The organism is Streptococcus sp. CM6 (assembly GCF_000526095.1).
In the GTDB taxonomy this organism is placed as follows: Bacteria; Bacillota; Bacilli; order Lactobacillales; family Streptococcaceae; genus Streptococcus; species Streptococcus oralis_BW.
Genome location: NZ_JATS01000020.1, coordinates 144,991 through 159,929 on the forward strand (window position 1 = coordinate 144,991; position 14,939 = coordinate 159,929).

The 14,939-nt window shown below is 41.7% G+C and carries 14 protein-coding genes; 1 reads left to right on the top strand and 13 read right to left on the bottom strand.

Annotated features, from left to right (window positions below):
* Window positions 1–13 precede the first annotated feature (13 nt).
* The 7 genes from ftsA to pbp2b all read right to left on the bottom strand — a co-directional run bounded on the left by ftsA (window position 14) and on the right by pbp2b (window position 8,454).
* Entirely contained in the window at window positions 14–1,384 is a 1,371-nt protein-coding gene (ftsA, locus tag HMPREF1516_RS07410) for a cell division protein FtsA (protein WP_000196341.1), read from the bottom strand.
* Window positions 1,385–1,617: 233 nt separating this feature from the next.
* Entirely contained in the window at window positions 1,618–2,322 is a 705-nt protein-coding gene (locus tag HMPREF1516_RS07415; protein WP_001055264.1) for a YwaF family protein, read from the bottom strand.
* A 196-nt stretch (window positions 2,323–2,518) separates the two neighbouring features.
* The gene (locus HMPREF1516_RS07420; protein ID WP_033606224.1) at window positions 2,519–3,130 is read right to left on the bottom strand and encodes an NUDIX hydrolase N-terminal domain-containing protein; all 612 of its coding nucleotides are present in this window, start codon (window positions 3,128–3,130) and stop codon (window positions 2,519–2,521) included.
* Complete coding sequence (locus HMPREF1516_RS07425; protein WP_033606225.1) at window positions 3,117–4,490, bottom strand: UDP-N-acetylmuramoyl-tripeptide--D-alanyl-D-alanine ligase; 1,374 nt, start codon at window positions 4,488–4,490, stop codon at window positions 3,117–3,119. The genes HMPREF1516_RS07420 and HMPREF1516_RS07425 overlap by 14 nt, the downstream gene beginning before the upstream one ends.
* A gap of 84 nt (window positions 4,491–4,574) precedes the next feature.
* Entirely contained in the window at window positions 4,575–5,618 is a 1,044-nt protein-coding gene (locus tag HMPREF1516_RS07430; RefSeq protein ID WP_033606226.1) for a D-alanine--D-alanine ligase, read from the bottom strand.
* Window positions 5,619–5,804: 186 nt separating this feature from the next.
* On the bottom strand, window positions 5,805–6,401 hold the full coding sequence (gene recR, locus HMPREF1516_RS07435) for a recombination mediator RecR (protein WP_000966754.1): 597 nt from the start codon (window positions 6,399–6,401) through the stop codon (window positions 5,805–5,807).
* A gap of 10 nt (window positions 6,402–6,411) precedes the next feature.
* Window positions 6,412–8,454: a penicillin-binding protein PBP2B gene (gene pbp2b, locus HMPREF1516_RS07440; protein WP_033606227.1), complete on the bottom strand. Its 2,043-nt coding sequence runs from the start codon at window positions 8,452–8,454 to the stop codon at window positions 6,412–6,414.
* 256 nt (window positions 8,455–8,710) lie between these two features.
* Here pbp2b and HMPREF1516_RS07445 point away from each other — a divergent pair, with 256 nt between their 5' ends.
* The gene (locus HMPREF1516_RS07445) at window positions 8,711–9,562 is read left to right on the top strand and encodes a MurR/RpiR family transcriptional regulator (protein ID WP_001039485.1); all 852 of its coding nucleotides are present in this window, start codon (window positions 8,711–8,713) and stop codon (window positions 9,560–9,562) included.
* Window positions 9,563–9,577: 15 nt separating this feature from the next.
* Here the strand turns inward: HMPREF1516_RS07445 and HMPREF1516_RS07450 are convergent, their stop codons facing one another.
* The 6 genes from HMPREF1516_RS07450 to HMPREF1516_RS07475 form a co-directional block, all read right to left on the bottom strand.
* Entirely contained in the window at window positions 9,578–10,462 is an 885-nt protein-coding gene (locus tag HMPREF1516_RS07450) for an ROK family protein (RefSeq protein ID WP_033606228.1), read from the bottom strand.
* A 17-nt stretch (window positions 10,463–10,479) separates the two neighbouring features.
* Window positions 10,480–11,397 (bottom strand): dihydrodipicolinate synthase family protein, encoded by a 918-nt coding sequence (locus tag HMPREF1516_RS07455; RefSeq protein ID WP_001281480.1) that lies wholly within the window; start codon window positions 11,395–11,397, stop codon window positions 10,480–10,482.
* A gap of 170 nt (window positions 11,398–11,567) precedes the next feature.
* On the bottom strand, window positions 11,568–12,212 hold the full coding sequence (locus tag HMPREF1516_RS07460) for a YesL family protein (RefSeq protein ID WP_000057503.1): 645 nt from the start codon (window positions 12,210–12,212) through the stop codon (window positions 11,568–11,570).
* 20 nt (window positions 12,213–12,232) lie between these two features.
* The gene (locus HMPREF1516_RS07465; RefSeq protein ID WP_000575446.1) at window positions 12,233–12,685 is read right to left on the bottom strand and encodes a YhcH/YjgK/YiaL family protein; all 453 of its coding nucleotides are present in this window, start codon (window positions 12,683–12,685) and stop codon (window positions 12,233–12,235) included.
* Between the two features lie 445 nt (window positions 12,686–13,130).
* Window positions 13,131–13,970: a carbohydrate ABC transporter permease gene (locus HMPREF1516_RS07470; RefSeq protein WP_001183243.1), complete on the bottom strand. Its 840-nt coding sequence runs from the start codon at window positions 13,968–13,970 to the stop codon at window positions 13,131–13,133.
* Window positions 13,971–13,985: 15 nt separating this feature from the next.
* Entirely contained in the window at window positions 13,986–14,852 is an 867-nt protein-coding gene (locus tag HMPREF1516_RS07475) for a carbohydrate ABC transporter permease (protein ID WP_161800156.1), read from the bottom strand.
* Window positions 14,853–14,939: the final 87 nt, after the last annotated feature.

Here is a 14,939-nt window from a genome sequence, read left to right on the forward strand (position 1 = left end):
TTCTTATCCTCTTTTATTCATCAAACATGCTTCCGATTAAACCACGGAAACGTTCTGTTAGCTTCGGTTTACTTTGAGAACTTGCTTGGAATTCTTCCTTGGGAGCAACTGGAGTTTCCTGTACAGTTTCAACTGGAGTTGTCTGTGTTGGGCTTGGTTGTGCCACAGGATTCAAACGTTGATTTGGGATGCCAAAGTTGATTGGTTTTTGACGAAGGAATTCATCTCCTTTAACTGCTTTTTGAGCAAGAAGATTGACTTCAGTCAATTTACCAGCAAACTCAGATAAACTAATCACGTGAGCAAATGCAGGGTTGCGAATTCCAACCTGATTCGGAACATAGAGTTTTACTCGAACACCAAATACTTCTTGGGCTAATTCAACAACGCCTGGCAAAATTGCATTTCCACCGATAAGGACGATACCTCCTGGCAAATCCAACAAGTGTCTTCTTTCCAACTCTTGTTTGATTTGGTCAAAGATATGTTTGATGCGTGCTGAGATAATTTCTGCCAAGTAGCTCTCTGTCACTTCAACAGGCTCTACTTCGCCAATTACTTCAACTTGGAAAGTTTCATTACTTGCTAGCGGAACATAAGCTTCACCATAGTTCAGTTTCAAACTTTCTGCAATCTTTTGAGATGTTTTCAAGACTTTAGAGATGTCTTTTGTAACGTAATCTCCACCTTCTTGGTAGATGTTGGTGAATTGCAATTCTTGATTGCGGATAGTCGCTACAGTAGTCTGACCTCCACCCATGTCAATGACAGTCGCACCAAATTCACGCTCGCCTTCATTGAGGACTGAGTTCACAATCGCCAAAGGTGAAATAATCACATTATCAACCTGGATACCTACACGTTCGACTGTCTTGCGAAGATTGTGTAGAATCGTACGAGGACCTGTGTAAAGCAGACCACGCATTTCCAATCGAACACCCATCATACCACGAGGGTCACGAATTCCTTGGAAACCATCCACGATAAATTCTTCTGGAATAAAGGTAATCACTTCACGATCAGGAGTCATGCTCTTTGTCAAAGCTGACTTAACAACATCTTCAACATCCTGATCTGTGATTTCTTTTGTATCCGACGTAACAGGAATCATTCCTTGTGTTGGTTCGACCTGCAGAAGATTTGCTGGAAGACCAACGTTAACAGACTTGATAGAAATGCCTGCTTTCTCTTCTGCCTGTGTGATTGCGGATTTGATTGCTGAAGCAGCTGCTTCAATATCAACAATAATTCCGTCTTTTACACCTTTACTTTTGGCATTACTAACACCAATTACATTTACTTCGCCATCTCTATGCTCAGCAACTAACACCTTAATGGAGCTAGTTCCGATATCCAAGCCTGTAAAAAAACCATCTCTAGTCATTACATCGCATCCTCTCTATCTTCCAAGTTTCTCACTTCTATTTAATAACTATGTTTGGGCATAGCTATTCAAAGAATATTATAACACAAAAAAACTAATCATGCTTAGTTTTTCGTAAATTTCCTGCATGTTTTTTGAGAAAATATTAGAAAATTTTTCTTCTGGAAAAAGTTTTTGATGTTCTTGTCAACAATTCGATAATATTTATAACCCATCAAAAAGAGAAGGTCTATTTAGACCTTCTCTTGAATAAATTCTTGCGATTTTTGCTGTAAAAAGATCTCTAGCAATTTTGCTGTTACGCAAATTGCTATCACGATAACGCTCGAAACAATAAGGTAATTCAAAAGTTGTCCGTGATTTCCAACAAGTGGCGGTCTCGTTAAGAAACCATAATCCCCACTGACAACTAAATTAACAACCCATATCAAAGCGTTTAGAGTGAAGGTAATCACCGCTACATTCTTGAAGCTGAGCAGGGAAGCTTCATAGTTTTTAAACAAGTATAAGAGTGCATTTCCCAAAAGTGCCACATGTCCGATAATGAAGGACAGGATGGTCACGTGTGGAAACGGATAAGGATCAAATAGTGGATACGCCAGAGCTGCTGTTGCTCCAAAGACTCCTAGAAGGGCAAAGTATTGCTTGTACTTAGAGGTTCCCGGGATCAGGAGCAAGACAAACATGGCAACACGGCAATGATAGAAGGGTAAACTTTCTGACAGGGGCAGATGGTTTCCCCAATACCAGCCATACAGAACAATCAGTTGAACAGATTGAAGAATCTGAATAAATCGTTGGTAAGCCACTTTGTCGCGAAAACGATAAGAAGCGTAGAAAGTAAAGGCCAGTAAACATAACAAACCAATATACCAGTGGAGTTCAAACTGGGGCGGTTCTGATATCTGCGTGGTAAATAATTTATCCCACAAATTCATATTCTATTCCTCGTTCATCTAGCTAGAGGCAGTAAAAAATTCACTTTCTCCAGCTTTTAAATTTTTTGAAAAAACTTGATTCTATGCTATTCATAGAACACTTGCGTCTTAAATTCGCAACCTATTATATCATTTGTATTGCAGAAATGCACTTTACAGACACCCTTTTTTGATTTGTCGACTTCTCTAGCACAAACTAATCGACATATTGGTCTCTTTGTCCTTTATAAACTTGCCAAAGAATCTCCATTTGCTCCTTGGTGATGCGTTTTTCAGATAAGACCGGCAATTGGTCAATGGCAAAAAATTGAAGCTCAGCAATTTCTTGATTCTCTTGAAATTGTCCATCAAGAAGTTGGCATTCAAAGACAAACTTTGCATATTGTTTGCTCTGTAGTTGGAAACGATTGGTGTCAAAAACTGCAAGTAACCTTTCAGCTTTTGCTGTAAAGCCGGTTTCTTCTTCAATTTCTTTGAGAATATTTTCGGTTGGAGAGTAGCCGACTTCACCAAATCCACCTGGCAAAGCCCAACTATCCTCTCCTTTTCCTCTAACTAAACATACTTTTTCATCCTCAACAATCCAAGCACGGACGTCCATCAGAGGAGTTGCATAAGCGGAAGTTGGTTTCAAGACTTCTGCCACTGCTTCTGTATCGAGGTCTGATACCTGATTCAACATTTCAGATAACAGGCTTCGCAAGTCCTCATAGCGCTCACGGTCAAAAGGATCTTTTGTAAAGGTTAATCCAGTATCCGTAATAGCTAACATTCTTTGAAGATACTTGGCAAAATCATTTGCATTCATTTTCTAAACTTTCTACCAACTTGGCTAGATTCATGGAGTTCGAGCCTTTGAGCAAAATTTGATCATTGGCACCGAGGCTTTCCTTAACCTGCTTGACTAGGTCTTCAAATTGATCTTCGCTCGCAGTTTTCTTAAAGTAGAATACATGACCGATTGGGAACATTTGACTAGCTAGTTGTGCCAATTCGGCAATGTCTTCTCCGTAGAAAATAACGGTATCCAGCACATCTGGCGAGAGGCTCAAAATCATCTGGTTATGGAGTTGAACAGACTGGTCACCAAGTTCCTTCATGTCCGCTAAGACAGCGATTTTCTTGCCCCCTTCATTAGCTGGGATGGCAGAGAATGTCTCCAAAATCAACTTCATAGCAGTTGGATTGGCATTGTAGACATCTGACAGGATATCTGCTCCATTGGCTGCTTTCTTCCACTCAGTACGATTACGGGTCAATTCTAGGTTCTGAAAGGCCTGATGAATCTGTTCCTCTGAAACTCCTTCTTGTAGGGCAACATAAGATGCAATCATAGCATTGGTGGCATTGTACTTACCTGTCACTGGCAAATCGAGGGCTTGTTCCAAGAAATTGGCCTTAAAGGTCAGACTATCCTTGCGTTCGACCAAGTCTGTGATTTCCAATTCTGCCCCTTGCCCAAAACGAACTACCTTTTTGTCAGTAGGCAAGTAGTCCTCTACAATCGAATCAGTTGGTGCTAATAGCAAGGAATTCGAAGCCATACCATCTGCAATTTGCATTTTCCCTTTAGCAATCTCTGAACGGTCTTTGAAAAAGGCCAAATGAGCTTCTCCAACCAAGGTCACGATGGCTGTCTTAGGATGAGCCAATTCAGACAAAAGATGGATATCTCCCAAGTGATCCTGCCCCATCTCCAAGACCAACTTTTCTGTCCCCTCAGGCATGTGGAGAACTGTGTAGGGAAGTCCAATCTCGTTATTGTAATTGCCTTGAGTTTTGTAGGTCTTGTAGGTTGTTGACAGTAAATGCGCCAACATATCCTTGGTCGTTGTCTTACCATTTGAACCCGTAACGGCAAAGACATCAACTGCCGTTTTTTCAAGATAGTAGGCGGCGAGGGTTTGAAAGGCAGTCAAAACGTCGTCTACTAGAATGTAGGGATGATTTGCAACCTCTTTCTCAGACAAGGTTACTACTGCACCATTTTCAAAAGCTGTTTCGATAAAGTCATGACCGTCACGCGCTCCTTTAAGTGGCACAAACAAATCACCTGTCCCAATCAAACGACTGTCAAACTCAGCTTTTTCTAACTGAACGTCCGCAAAAAGACTAACATCATTTTTAGCTCCAACAGCTTGGGCAACTTCGTGGATTGTTAATTTCATTTCTACTCCTTTAAAAAGGGTTGAAGTCCAAGAACTCTAGTCACCATGCAGTGATAGTTCCGGCTTCTACCCTCTCTTTCATTTTTATAGCAAATGCGCTTCGCGCTTGTCAAAACTTTGCTTAGCAAGGTCAACCAAGTGCTCGATTAGTTCTGGGTAGCTGATCCCCATATTGTCCCAAAGCAGTGGATACATAGACCACTGGGTAAAACCTGGCATGGTATTGAGCTCATTTAGGAAAATCTCGCCCTTATCGGTATAGAAGAAATCACAACGAGACAGACCGAGGCCACCGATTGCACGGAAGGCTGTTTCAGCATTTCGACGCATGACAGCTACTACATCATCACTAATCTTGGCTGGGATGTCCATGGTAATCTTGTTATCGATATATTTGGCATCGTAGTCATAAAAGGCAACATCCTTGACCACTTCTCCTGGCAAAGTGCTCTTAACATCGTAGTTGCCCAAGAGACCAACCTCAATTTCACGCGCATTCACCCCTTGCTCTACCAAGACACGGCTGTCATATTGGAAGGCAAGTTCCAAAGCTTGGCGGAGTTCTTCTTGATTTTCAGACTTAGAAATACCGACACTTGAACCCATATTTGACGGTTTCGTGAAGACTGGATAAGTCAATTTTTCTTCAACTTCAGCAATTTTAGAAGTCACATCATCCCCTTCGACAATGGCCACATAAGGAACTTGGGCAATCCCAGCAGATTCTAAAACACGCTTGGTCGTGATTTTATCCATAGCAAGGCTGGATGACAAGATGTTACAACCAACGTAAGGCATTTTCAAAACTTCTAAGAATCCTTGAACAGAACCATCTTCTCCCATCGGACCATGAAGAACTGGAAAGACTACAGCGCCTTCTTCGTAGATGGCACTTGGTGCAACTTTCTTATCCCAGTCAATAGTCGCATTGGTCATGAGACGGTCTTCTTGACCTGGAGTCTGGCTAAATTCTTGCGTTTTGATAAAGTCACCTGACTGGCTGATGAAGAAAGTTTTGACAGTGAAACGGTCGTAGTTGACCGCACGCATCACACTTTCAGCTGAAAGGACAGAGACTTCACGCTCTGCACTACGTCCACCGTATAAAAGAATAATCGTTTGTTTCATATTGTTTGTCCTAATTCTAATAGAATATTCGTTCTTTAGTATATCATATTTGCTTCTTTTTTAAAACTTGAAGGTAATACTGATCTTCAAAAAACATAAAAAGAGACCGATAAAAACAAAGTCGGTCTCCTCGATTTTTGTATAAGATTTTTGTATAATGAATTGAGTTTGTAAACTGGTCTTCACCTACAACTCTGTCCGATTTTCAATGGCTCGTAAAAGTGTGACCTCATCCGCATACTCGATATCTGCTCCCACGGCTAGGCCTCGTGCTAGACGAGTGACCTTGATACCAGCTGGTTTGAGCAAACGAGAGAGATACATGGATGTCGCTTCTCCATCCGCTGTCGCATTGGTTGCCACAATCACCTCTGAAACCTCACTATCCATGAGACGAGTCATGAGGCTCTTGAGGTTGATATCGTCTGGACTGATACCATTCATAGGAGAAATGAGACCGTGCAAGACATGATAGAGTCCGTGGTATTCTTGGATATTTTCCATAGCAGCCACATCGCGACTATCCTCTAGCACCAAGATGGTTGTCTGGTCTCGAGTCGGATCTGTACAGATCGAGCAAGGGTCATCATCCGTCAAGCGACCACAGATGGAACAATAGGTCAATTCCCGCTTGGCAGATAGAAGGTTTTTGGCAAATTCATTGACATCGTCATCAGACATTCCAATGGTATAAAAGGCGAGACGAGTAGCCGTTTTGATCCCGATACCTGGTAACTTTGAATAGCTATCAATTAACTTGGCAATAGGTGTTGGATACAGCATAAGTTCCTTTCTAATTCATTGGATGTTGTTGGTTATAGAGGTTGATAATATCTCGTGCAATTGAAGGTCCGACACCATTTGTTAGGTTGGTGTTATGAGGAAAGACGACTGCGACCGCGATTTGAGGATTATCAGACGGAGCATAAGCAACTGCGTTGGTATTATTGGCTTTTTGACCACCATTGACATAACTTTCGGCAGTACCTGTCTTCCCACTGATGGAAACGGATGCACCATTTGAAAAGGCACGACCAGTTGTCAGAGCGCTCGTTCCATGCGAAACTTGATAGAAACCTTGGTGCAAGAGAGCCATATCCGCTTCTGAGATATTGATCTTGTTCAGTTCCTTGGTGGCTGTTTCTTGAACTAGATTGCCTAAGCCACCTTGTTCATTGTTTCCATAAACTCCCTCAACGATGTGAGGAGCCAATCGTACGCCATTGTTTGCAATGGTTGCGACATACTGGGCTAACTGCATAGGTGTGTAGTTATCAAACTGGCCAAAGGCGTTATTAATATAGTTGGCCAAATCAAATTCTTTTGGTGTAAATCCTGTAGATTCATCTGGGAGGTCAATCTCTGTTGAAGCTCCGAGTCCATATTCCCCAAAAGTTGATCGCAATTTGCCCATTGCAGTCTCTAACTGATCAGTTGCGACTATCATATTTGGCTGGTAGGTCTGCCCCATGATCCCTAGCGCAGTCTGAACCATGTAGGTATTAGAAGAGTACTCCAAAGCCTCAACTGCTGTGATAGGGAAGGAGCCATAGGATAAGGTATACCATGAATTGATCGGAGCCGAACCTTGGAAAACAATCGGCTGATCTGTCAAGGTTTGATTGCCTGACAAGACCCCATTTTCCCAACCAGAGCTAAGGGTTGCCGCCTTAACGACAGATCCTGGAACAAAGACATTGGTTATCGTTCCAAGCGAATCTGAACTTAATTCACCGGATTCGACATTATGCTTGACACCCGACATCGCTAGAACTGCACCGGTTTTAGGATTGAGGGCTACAGCGTAGACCCCTTCAGAGTATTTAGCTCCACCGTTACCCAACTCTGAGTTGAAGTAGCTCTTGAGTAGGTCATCTACACCATTCTGGAAAGTTAGGTCAATCGTTAGTTTGATGTTGTTTCCTTTGCTTCCTTCTTCGACATTTTCTACACTTTCCATATTTCCGTGTTTGTCAAGGTGGATTTCCTTGACGGAGCGTTTGCCTTGAAGAACATCTTCATATTGCTTTTCAAGATAGGAAGTTCCCACTCGGTCATTGAGAGAATATCCTTTTTTCAAATAAGCGTCCACTTCCTCCGCTGGAAGACCTGATTTTTCACTTGATACACTACCTACAATTGAAGACAAAGAAGTGTCTAGGACTTTTCTATCCCATGAGGTTGAAATACTGATACCTGGTAATTCCTTGGATGCTGATGCAACGAGAGCAACTTGGGTATCATTCAAGGCATCCGTAGAAATGGTTCCTGTCGCAAAATTTTCAACGGCATTGAGCTGACTAAAGAGATAGATTTCCTTTTTCTGGTCATCTGTATAATTGAGTTGACTCACGTCAATACTTTCAACTGCATTATTGTAGAGAGTTGCTTCTGATAAACGATTTCCATCTGAATCCAGGCGTTTATCACTTGGCAAGGATTCGACTGTTTTTTTGTAAACGTCCTGGTCCGCCAAGTAGTAGTCTGCAATCTGACGGTCTGTCAAATTAGGGGAGGTTACATTCACATATGTGAGAAGTTTCTTGGCTGTCTCCTTCAATTCTGCTGCTGTCATTTTATTGTTTCGGGTGAAAGAAACAACCTGCTTGACAGTGTTTTCTACCAAGGGTTTCCCTGCCGCATCATAGATCTGTCCACGAGCTGAACTGGTTGTTACCCTTGTCTGGCTGGCTGAGGCCAATTTTGTTTCATAGAAATCTTTATTGAGCACCTGCATGTATAACAATCGACCAATAATGGCCATAAACAACAGGATAACAATGGCAAACAGTAAATTAAGCCGAATAGGAATCGAATGGCTATTGAATTTTCTCATACAACTAAGACTCTTTTCTAGAAAAATTTCCGATTTTCACCTTTATTTACATATAAAATAATAGAGCAAACAGGTGATGTTCAGTACATTTCATTGTACCATATTTTACGGAGAAACTCTTGGAAAAGTCGAAGCATTTTTTGACTTTCAACTGAAAATGCCTTTTTATTTGGTTATCCTAACTTCTGTGATATAATGATAGTAATAGTTAGGAAAGCGTTAACCTTTAAGAATTTGACTCATAAAAAGGAGCCTCATGAACAAGCCAGACATCGCAACCATAATCGACCTCCATTTTGAAGAATTAACCGAGCTCGAGCAAGAAATCGCTCGCTATTTTTTACAACCTGAAACGATCCAAGATGATCTTTCTTCTCAGCAAGTCACCCAGAAATTACACATCTCCCAAGCAGCATTGACCCGCTTTGCCAAAAAGTGTGGTTTTACAGGTTACCGAGAATTCGTCTTTCAATACCAGCATCAGGCTAGTAAACAGGATACTCATTCCCACAAACATAGTCCTTTGACCAAACGTGTTTTGCGAAGCTACAGTATCATGCGAGAACAAACTCAGGATTTGATCGACGAAGAACAACTGGAACGCGTCGCCCAATTAATCGATGACGCAGAACGAGTTTACTTCTTTGGGACGGGAAGTTCTGGTCTGATTGCCCGTGAGATGAAACTGCGCTTTATGCGTCTAGGTGTTGTCTGTGAAGCTTTGACCGACCAGGATGGCTTTGCATGGACGACCAGTATCATGGATGAAAATTGTCTGGTACTTGGCTTTTCTCTATCAGGCACTACCCAATCCGTCCTCGATAGTTTGTTGGATGCCAAGGAAATGGGTGCCAAGACCATTCTCTTTACCAGCGCTCCAAATAAAAATAGTCAGGCCTACACCGAAACGGTCCTTGTGGCAAGCCACAGTCAATCTTCTTACATCCAGCGTATTTCCGCTCAACTCCCTATGCTCATTTTAATAGATTTGATTTATGCCTACTTTTTGGAAATCAATCGCGAGAGCAAGGAAAAAATCTTTAACAGCTATTGGGAAAATAAAAAACTCAATGGCTATCGTAGACAAAAACGCGTTAGAAAATCCTAGTTTGGTTAAACCAAACTAGGATTGTTTTGTTTTGAAATGATAATAGGCTCCCAACATACCTGCTGTATTTTGGTGATGGGCAAATTCTAATCGTGTTTTTTCAGCTAGACTTGGTACCAAGGCCGCCTTCAAGGCTGTGCGGATCTTTGGTTTGAGGATAGCCTCTTGTCCCATGATACCGCCACCGAGAATGACTACTTCTGGATTGGCAACGTAGCAAATATTTGCCAGACCTTTTCCTAGATAGTCGACCATGCGGTCAATACCAGCCATGCAAATCTTGTTTCCTTCAGTAGCTTCCTTAAAAATGCGTCGGCCATTCCACTGATCAACTGGATCACCATGAGCTGCTGCCACATATTCTACCAAGGCTGTCGTAGAAGCTAAGTCTTGGAAAGCCCCATCCTGCATATGCATATAACCGACTTCACAGGCTGAGTTGCTAAATCCATGGAAAACTTTCCCATCCATAATCAAGCAACCACCGATACCTGTTCCAATGGTCAAGCAAAGTGTCACACTCGCTCCCTTTCCTGAACCAGATACTGCCTCAGCAAGACCTGCACAGTTGACATCATTTTCAATTTCACAAGGAATATTAAAGCTAGCCTCGATTTCCTTTTTGAACTGAGTTCCTGCGTAATTAGGAATTTGAGGACCAGCATAGAAAATCTCACCCTTATCTGGATCCACCATCCCAGCAGAAGAAATGGCAACACCTGCTACTGGGCCTTTTTCTAAACAGCTGGAAACGATATCTTTTGTCTTTTGTAAGATATGTGGGCCACCCTTATGCGCCTCTGTTGGCATTTCGTGCGATTCAACAAGTTGGCCTTCTTGATTAATCAAACCATATTTGATGTTGGTTCCGCCAATATCAATTGCAACGTAATGTGTCATAAATACCTCCTTATGGATTAGAGGAAGCGCTCCTTGGTTTCACGAATCAAGGCTGCAGCTGCTTCTACAACTGGACGATCTTCTTCGGTTACTGGTGTCAATGGTGAACGAACTGAACCAATGTTCAAACCTTCATTGATCTTCAAGACTTCTTTGATTACACAGTACATATTTCCATGTGCAGCAGTCAATTTACCAATGATTGCATTGATAGCGTATTGCAATTCACGAGCTGTTTCCAAGTCTTTCTCAGCAATTAACTCATTGAGTTTCAAGAAGAGTTCTGGCATAGCACCGTAAGTACCACCAATACCAGCTTTGGCACCCATGAGGCGTCCTCCTAGGAACTGTTCATCTGGACCATTAAATACGATGTGGTCTTCTCCCCCAAGGCTGACAAAGGTTTGGATATCTTGAACTGGCATAGAAGAGTTCTTAACACCGATAACACGTGGATTTTTCAACATTTCAGTATAGAGACTTGGAGTCAAAGCAACTCCTGCCAATTGAGGAATGTTATAAATCACGTAGTCTGTGTTTGGAGCTGCAGCACTAATGTCATTCCAGTATTTGGCAACTGAGTATTCTGGCAAGCGGAAGTAAATCGGTGGAATCGTTGCAATGGCATCTACACCCAAACTTTCTGCGTGGCGAGCAAGTTCCATACTATCCTTTGTGTTGTTGCAGGCAACATGGGCGATGATAGTCAATTTTCCTTTGGCAACTGCCATGACTTCTTCCAAAATCAATTTGCGGTCTTCAACGCTTTGGTAGATACATTCACCAGAAGAACCATTGACATAGAGACCTTGAACACCTTTATCAATAAAGTATTGAACCAAGGCACGCGTACGCTCTGGACTGACTTCTCCTTGATCATCATAACATGCGTAGAAGGCTGGAATGACACCTTCGTATTTTTTCAAATCTGACATAGATTTTCTCCTAAGATTTCTTTTTTCTGCTGAGAGCAGTTCTATTTTTTACAAGTTTAGTATACACCTTGTGAAAATCGCTTTCAATATCTTGTATACACTTAGATTTTAGTTTCTACTTGTATTTTAGAAACTGTAACGATTGAAAGTAGTTTCAGAAACAAGCCATCCTACTGGTATTTGGCGAAGATTTTCTCCATCAAACCTGCTTGGAGAAAGACTAGCAAACCAAAGCCAAAGAGGATAAAGGCCGATCCACCCAAAAGAAGAGTGAAGGCGGATAGATAAAGAACCATCACAATGAGAAAGAGAATGGCTAACATGAGGAAGAACCAAGGAAAGTTAAAACTTGCCAAGATAAGCCCTTTTTGCAGCACTTCTTTCCAAGACAGGTCATAGCGGGCAGCGATGGGATAACTAGCCAGCATCACCAGAGTGAGGAAGATGAGAATCCCCAAACAAATAGCTTTCACAATCTGGAAAGGCAAAGCAGTCTGTCCCCAGAAGAGATAGAGGTCTAGAAGGCTTAATGACACAATGCCTAACTCTAGCAAACCTAACTGGAAACCCAGTTTCAGATTTTGCTTGAAAGCTCTTAGATAAGTTCTAAAGACTGGTACCCGTCTGCTTCTCTTAATCTCAAACATGGTCTCATAAAGGCTGATTTTCGCCACTCCAATCGTCACAATGGGCAAACAAGAGACGACAAAAAGAAGATTGACTGTGACGATATCCAAGACCTTCTCACTGAAACGCATGAGAAAATTATCTGTATCAAATGCTGCCTTGATAAGGCTTACTCCTTTTTGTGCCATGTTTGCTCCTCCTGATTCTTTTAATCAATCAAAATTTTAAAGAGATACTTGCGAACTTTTTCTTCCATCCCTGCGTAGCCATTTGGCTGATGCGGTTCTCCTGGGAAGAAAATCGCAAAATTGTGATAACCCAACAAGAGTGGGTAGCGTTCATGACAATGGACAAAGCCAATGTCGCTCGCTTCGTCGAATGCTACCGCTTCGTCTTTGATACGTGAACCGTAACTCGAATATTCATGTCCTTCTACCAGCAAATGCAAGTCTGCATAGTGTTTATGGTGCTCAAACTGATCATTTTCAGCTTGATTGAGGACATTTTCCTGAACAACTAGAAAGACCTTGTCCCCGTCAATCTCATACTTACCGAGTTCGAAAGAATCCTTACGGTGCTGATAGAGATAGTCGATAGCCTTATCTAGATTGGGATGAATCCCTTTGTAAAAGGTGATGTTTTTCAAATCGTCAAAAATCATACTGTTTCCTTCGTTTCTGATAGTTACTATTTTTCAGTTTCGAATTATCCTTTCTCTATTTCCCTATAATAGTGCGGACGGAAGCAAATTTCTTCGGTATTTCATTCCTAATTTTTGAGCCTTTTGCTCTTTCATCGTCAGTCTCAAAAATCCCGTCTAAGATAAGCGTAAGATGCTTATCTTAGATACCACTAAAGCGGAAAATAGCCACCATAAAACGAACCTACTCTAACTAGTATCATGAAAAGAGTTCATTCTTAAGTTTATAAGTGTCTGACAAAACTTCACGAAGTAACTGCATACTCTCCATTTTGTAGACACTTATAACTCTGTATTCTCTTATACTCAATGAAAATCGAAGAACAAACTAGAAAGCTAACCCCAGGCAATACTTAAGTATGGCAAGGTAACGCTAACGTCGTTTAAACTCGATTTTCGCAGAATCTTATCCTTTAACCGCTCCCATAGTAATCCCTTGAGTGAAGGATTTTTGGAAGACAAGGAAGACGGTTACGATTGGCACGGCTGCAAGAGCTGCACCCGCCATGATCAAACCATAGTTGGTTGCCATTTCGGCCTGCATGGTCGCAACCCCGAGTGAGATGGTCAAGTTTTGACGTGAAGTCAACATAACCAACTGCATAAAGTAGTCGTTCCAAGTATTGATGAAGGTAAAGATCGCAAGGGCTGCAAATCCTGGTTTCACGATAGGGAAGGCTACGCTCCAGAAGGTACGAATCTCACCACAACCGTCGATTTTAGCTGATTCAAGCAATTCTGTCGGGATATTTTCACTGAATTGTTTCATAAGGAAGACCCCGAATGGCCATCCGATCAAAGGCAAGATCACTGCCCAAAGTGTATCGTGAATTCCCATGAAGTTGACGATACGTACCAATGGTACAAGGACAACTTGTTTTGGAAGAGCCATGGCAGCGATAAAGACTGCAAAGAGGATGCGCTGACCATAGAAACGTTTTTTAGCCAAAACATAACCTGCTAGAGAAGAGGTTGCACAGACTAAGAACATGGTTACCAGTGAGATAAATACAGAGTTCCACATCCACTGCATAGCAGGGTTTTGCACCATGAGTTGTTGGAAGTTCTCCATGGTTGGCATTTTAGGGAACCACTGTGGCGGAATCATAATGGTATCTGGTTGTGATTTGAAGGCCCCTGTCAAGATCCAGTAGAATGGAAAGATGAACAGTACGGTCAACAAGAGCAAGATAATCGTTGAAATAACAGTGAAAGCTGTTAAGGGTTTCTTTTGTGTAGGTTGCATAACTGTCTCCTTTCTTTAGTATTCTACATCGTTTCCGAGGATCTTGAATTGAGCAAAGCTGACAATGGCAATCATCACTGCCAAGAAGACACCGATGGTATTTGCATAGCCGTATTCTGTCAATTGGAAGGCTTTTTCGTAAAGGTAGTACATGAGTGTACTTGTTGAATAGTTTGGACCACCAGAAGTCAACAACTGAATCAAGGCGAAACACTGGAATGAGTTGATGGTTGTAATGATCGCGATGTAAAGAGTTGTTGGAAGAAGGCTAGGCCATTTGATCTTCCAGAACACTTGGAACTCAGTCGCACCATCAACACGCGCTGCTTCAACTAGTGAGTTGTCAATATTTCCCATAGCAGCGATATAAAGGATAATCGGTTGACCAACAGATGTAGTCAAAAGGATGATCATAATCGCTAGCAAAGCCCAGTTTTTATCACCCAACCAAGAAATGTTTTGGCTGATGATATGACTTGACTTAAGGACAAAGTTTAGAATCCCTGATAGGGGGTCATAAATCCATTTCCATACAACCGTTACGGCAACACTACCTGTTACAACCGGTAGGAAGAAGACGAAACGATAGAAAGAACGGGCAATGGCATTTTGATGATAGGTTTGAGATGCTACAAAGAGCGAGAAGAGAACCACAATCGGAACAGATCCAATAACCAGGATAACGGTATTGATCAAAGACTTCATAAAGACAGGGTCTTTAAACATGCGAATGTAGTTGTCCAAGCCCACAAACTCAAATTTCGTCATGGAGTAGTTAAAGAAACTTGTAATGAATCCCATAATCATAGGAGCCAAGACAAAGATTACAAAGAAGAATAACACTGGTGCTAGGAAAGCGTAGGAAATCACTGTTTCCCGCATACGAATTTTATTGACTTTCACAGTCGGCACCTCTCTTTCAAATAGAATAGTTTTTGATTTTCTTGAACTGTTTTAAAACCAAAATGA

Bases quoted from the DNA above. Each gene is read 5' to 3' on its own strand.
- HMPREF1516_RS07470 (WP_001183243.1), bottom strand. From the start codon at position 13,970: ATGCAACCTACACAAAAGAAACCCTTAACAGCTTTCACTGTTATTTCA.
- HMPREF1516_RS07425 (WP_033606225.1), bottom strand. From the start codon at position 4,490: ATGAAATTAACAATCCACGAAGTTGCCCAAGCTGTTGGAGCTAAAAAT.
- recR (WP_000966754.1), bottom strand. From the start codon at position 6,401: ATGCTGTATCCAACACCTATTGCCAAGTTAATTGATAGCTATTCAAAG.
- HMPREF1516_RS07475 (WP_161800156.1), bottom strand. From the start codon at position 14,852: ATGCGGGAAACAGTGATTTCCTACGCTTTCCTAGCACCAGTGTTATTC.
- HMPREF1516_RS07455 (WP_001281480.1), bottom strand. From the start codon at position 11,397: ATGTCAGATTTGAAAAAATACGAAGGTGTCATTCCAGCCTTCTACGCA.
- pbp2b (WP_033606227.1), bottom strand. From the start codon at position 8,454: ATGAGAAAATTCAATAGCCATTCGATTCCTATTCGGCTTAATTTACTG.
- HMPREF1516_RS07465 (WP_000575446.1), bottom strand. From the start codon at position 12,685: ATGATTTTTGACGATTTGAAAAACATCACCTTTTACAAAGGGATTCAT.
- ftsA (WP_000196341.1), bottom strand. From the start codon at position 1,384: ATGACTAGAGATGGTTTTTTTACAGGCTTGGATATCGGAACTAGCTCC.
- HMPREF1516_RS07450 (WP_033606228.1), bottom strand. From the start codon at position 10,462: ATGACACATTACGTTGCAATTGATATTGGCGGAACCAACATCAAATAT.
- HMPREF1516_RS07415 (WP_001055264.1), bottom strand. From the start codon at position 2,322: ATGAATTTGTGGGATAAATTATTTACCACGCAGATATCAGAACCGCCC.
- HMPREF1516_RS07445 (WP_001039485.1), top strand. From the start codon at position 8,711: ATGAACAAGCCAGACATCGCAACCATAATCGACCTCCATTTTGAAGAA.
- HMPREF1516_RS07460 (WP_000057503.1), bottom strand. From the start codon at position 12,212: ATGGCACAAAAAGGAGTAAGCCTTATCAAGGCAGCATTTGATACAGAT.
- HMPREF1516_RS07420 (WP_033606224.1), bottom strand. From the start codon at position 3,130: ATGAATGCAAATGATTTTGCCAAGTATCTTCAAAGAATGTTAGCTATT.
- HMPREF1516_RS07430 (WP_033606226.1), bottom strand. From the start codon at position 5,618: ATGAAACAAACGATTATTCTTTTATACGGTGGACGTAGTGCAGAGCGT.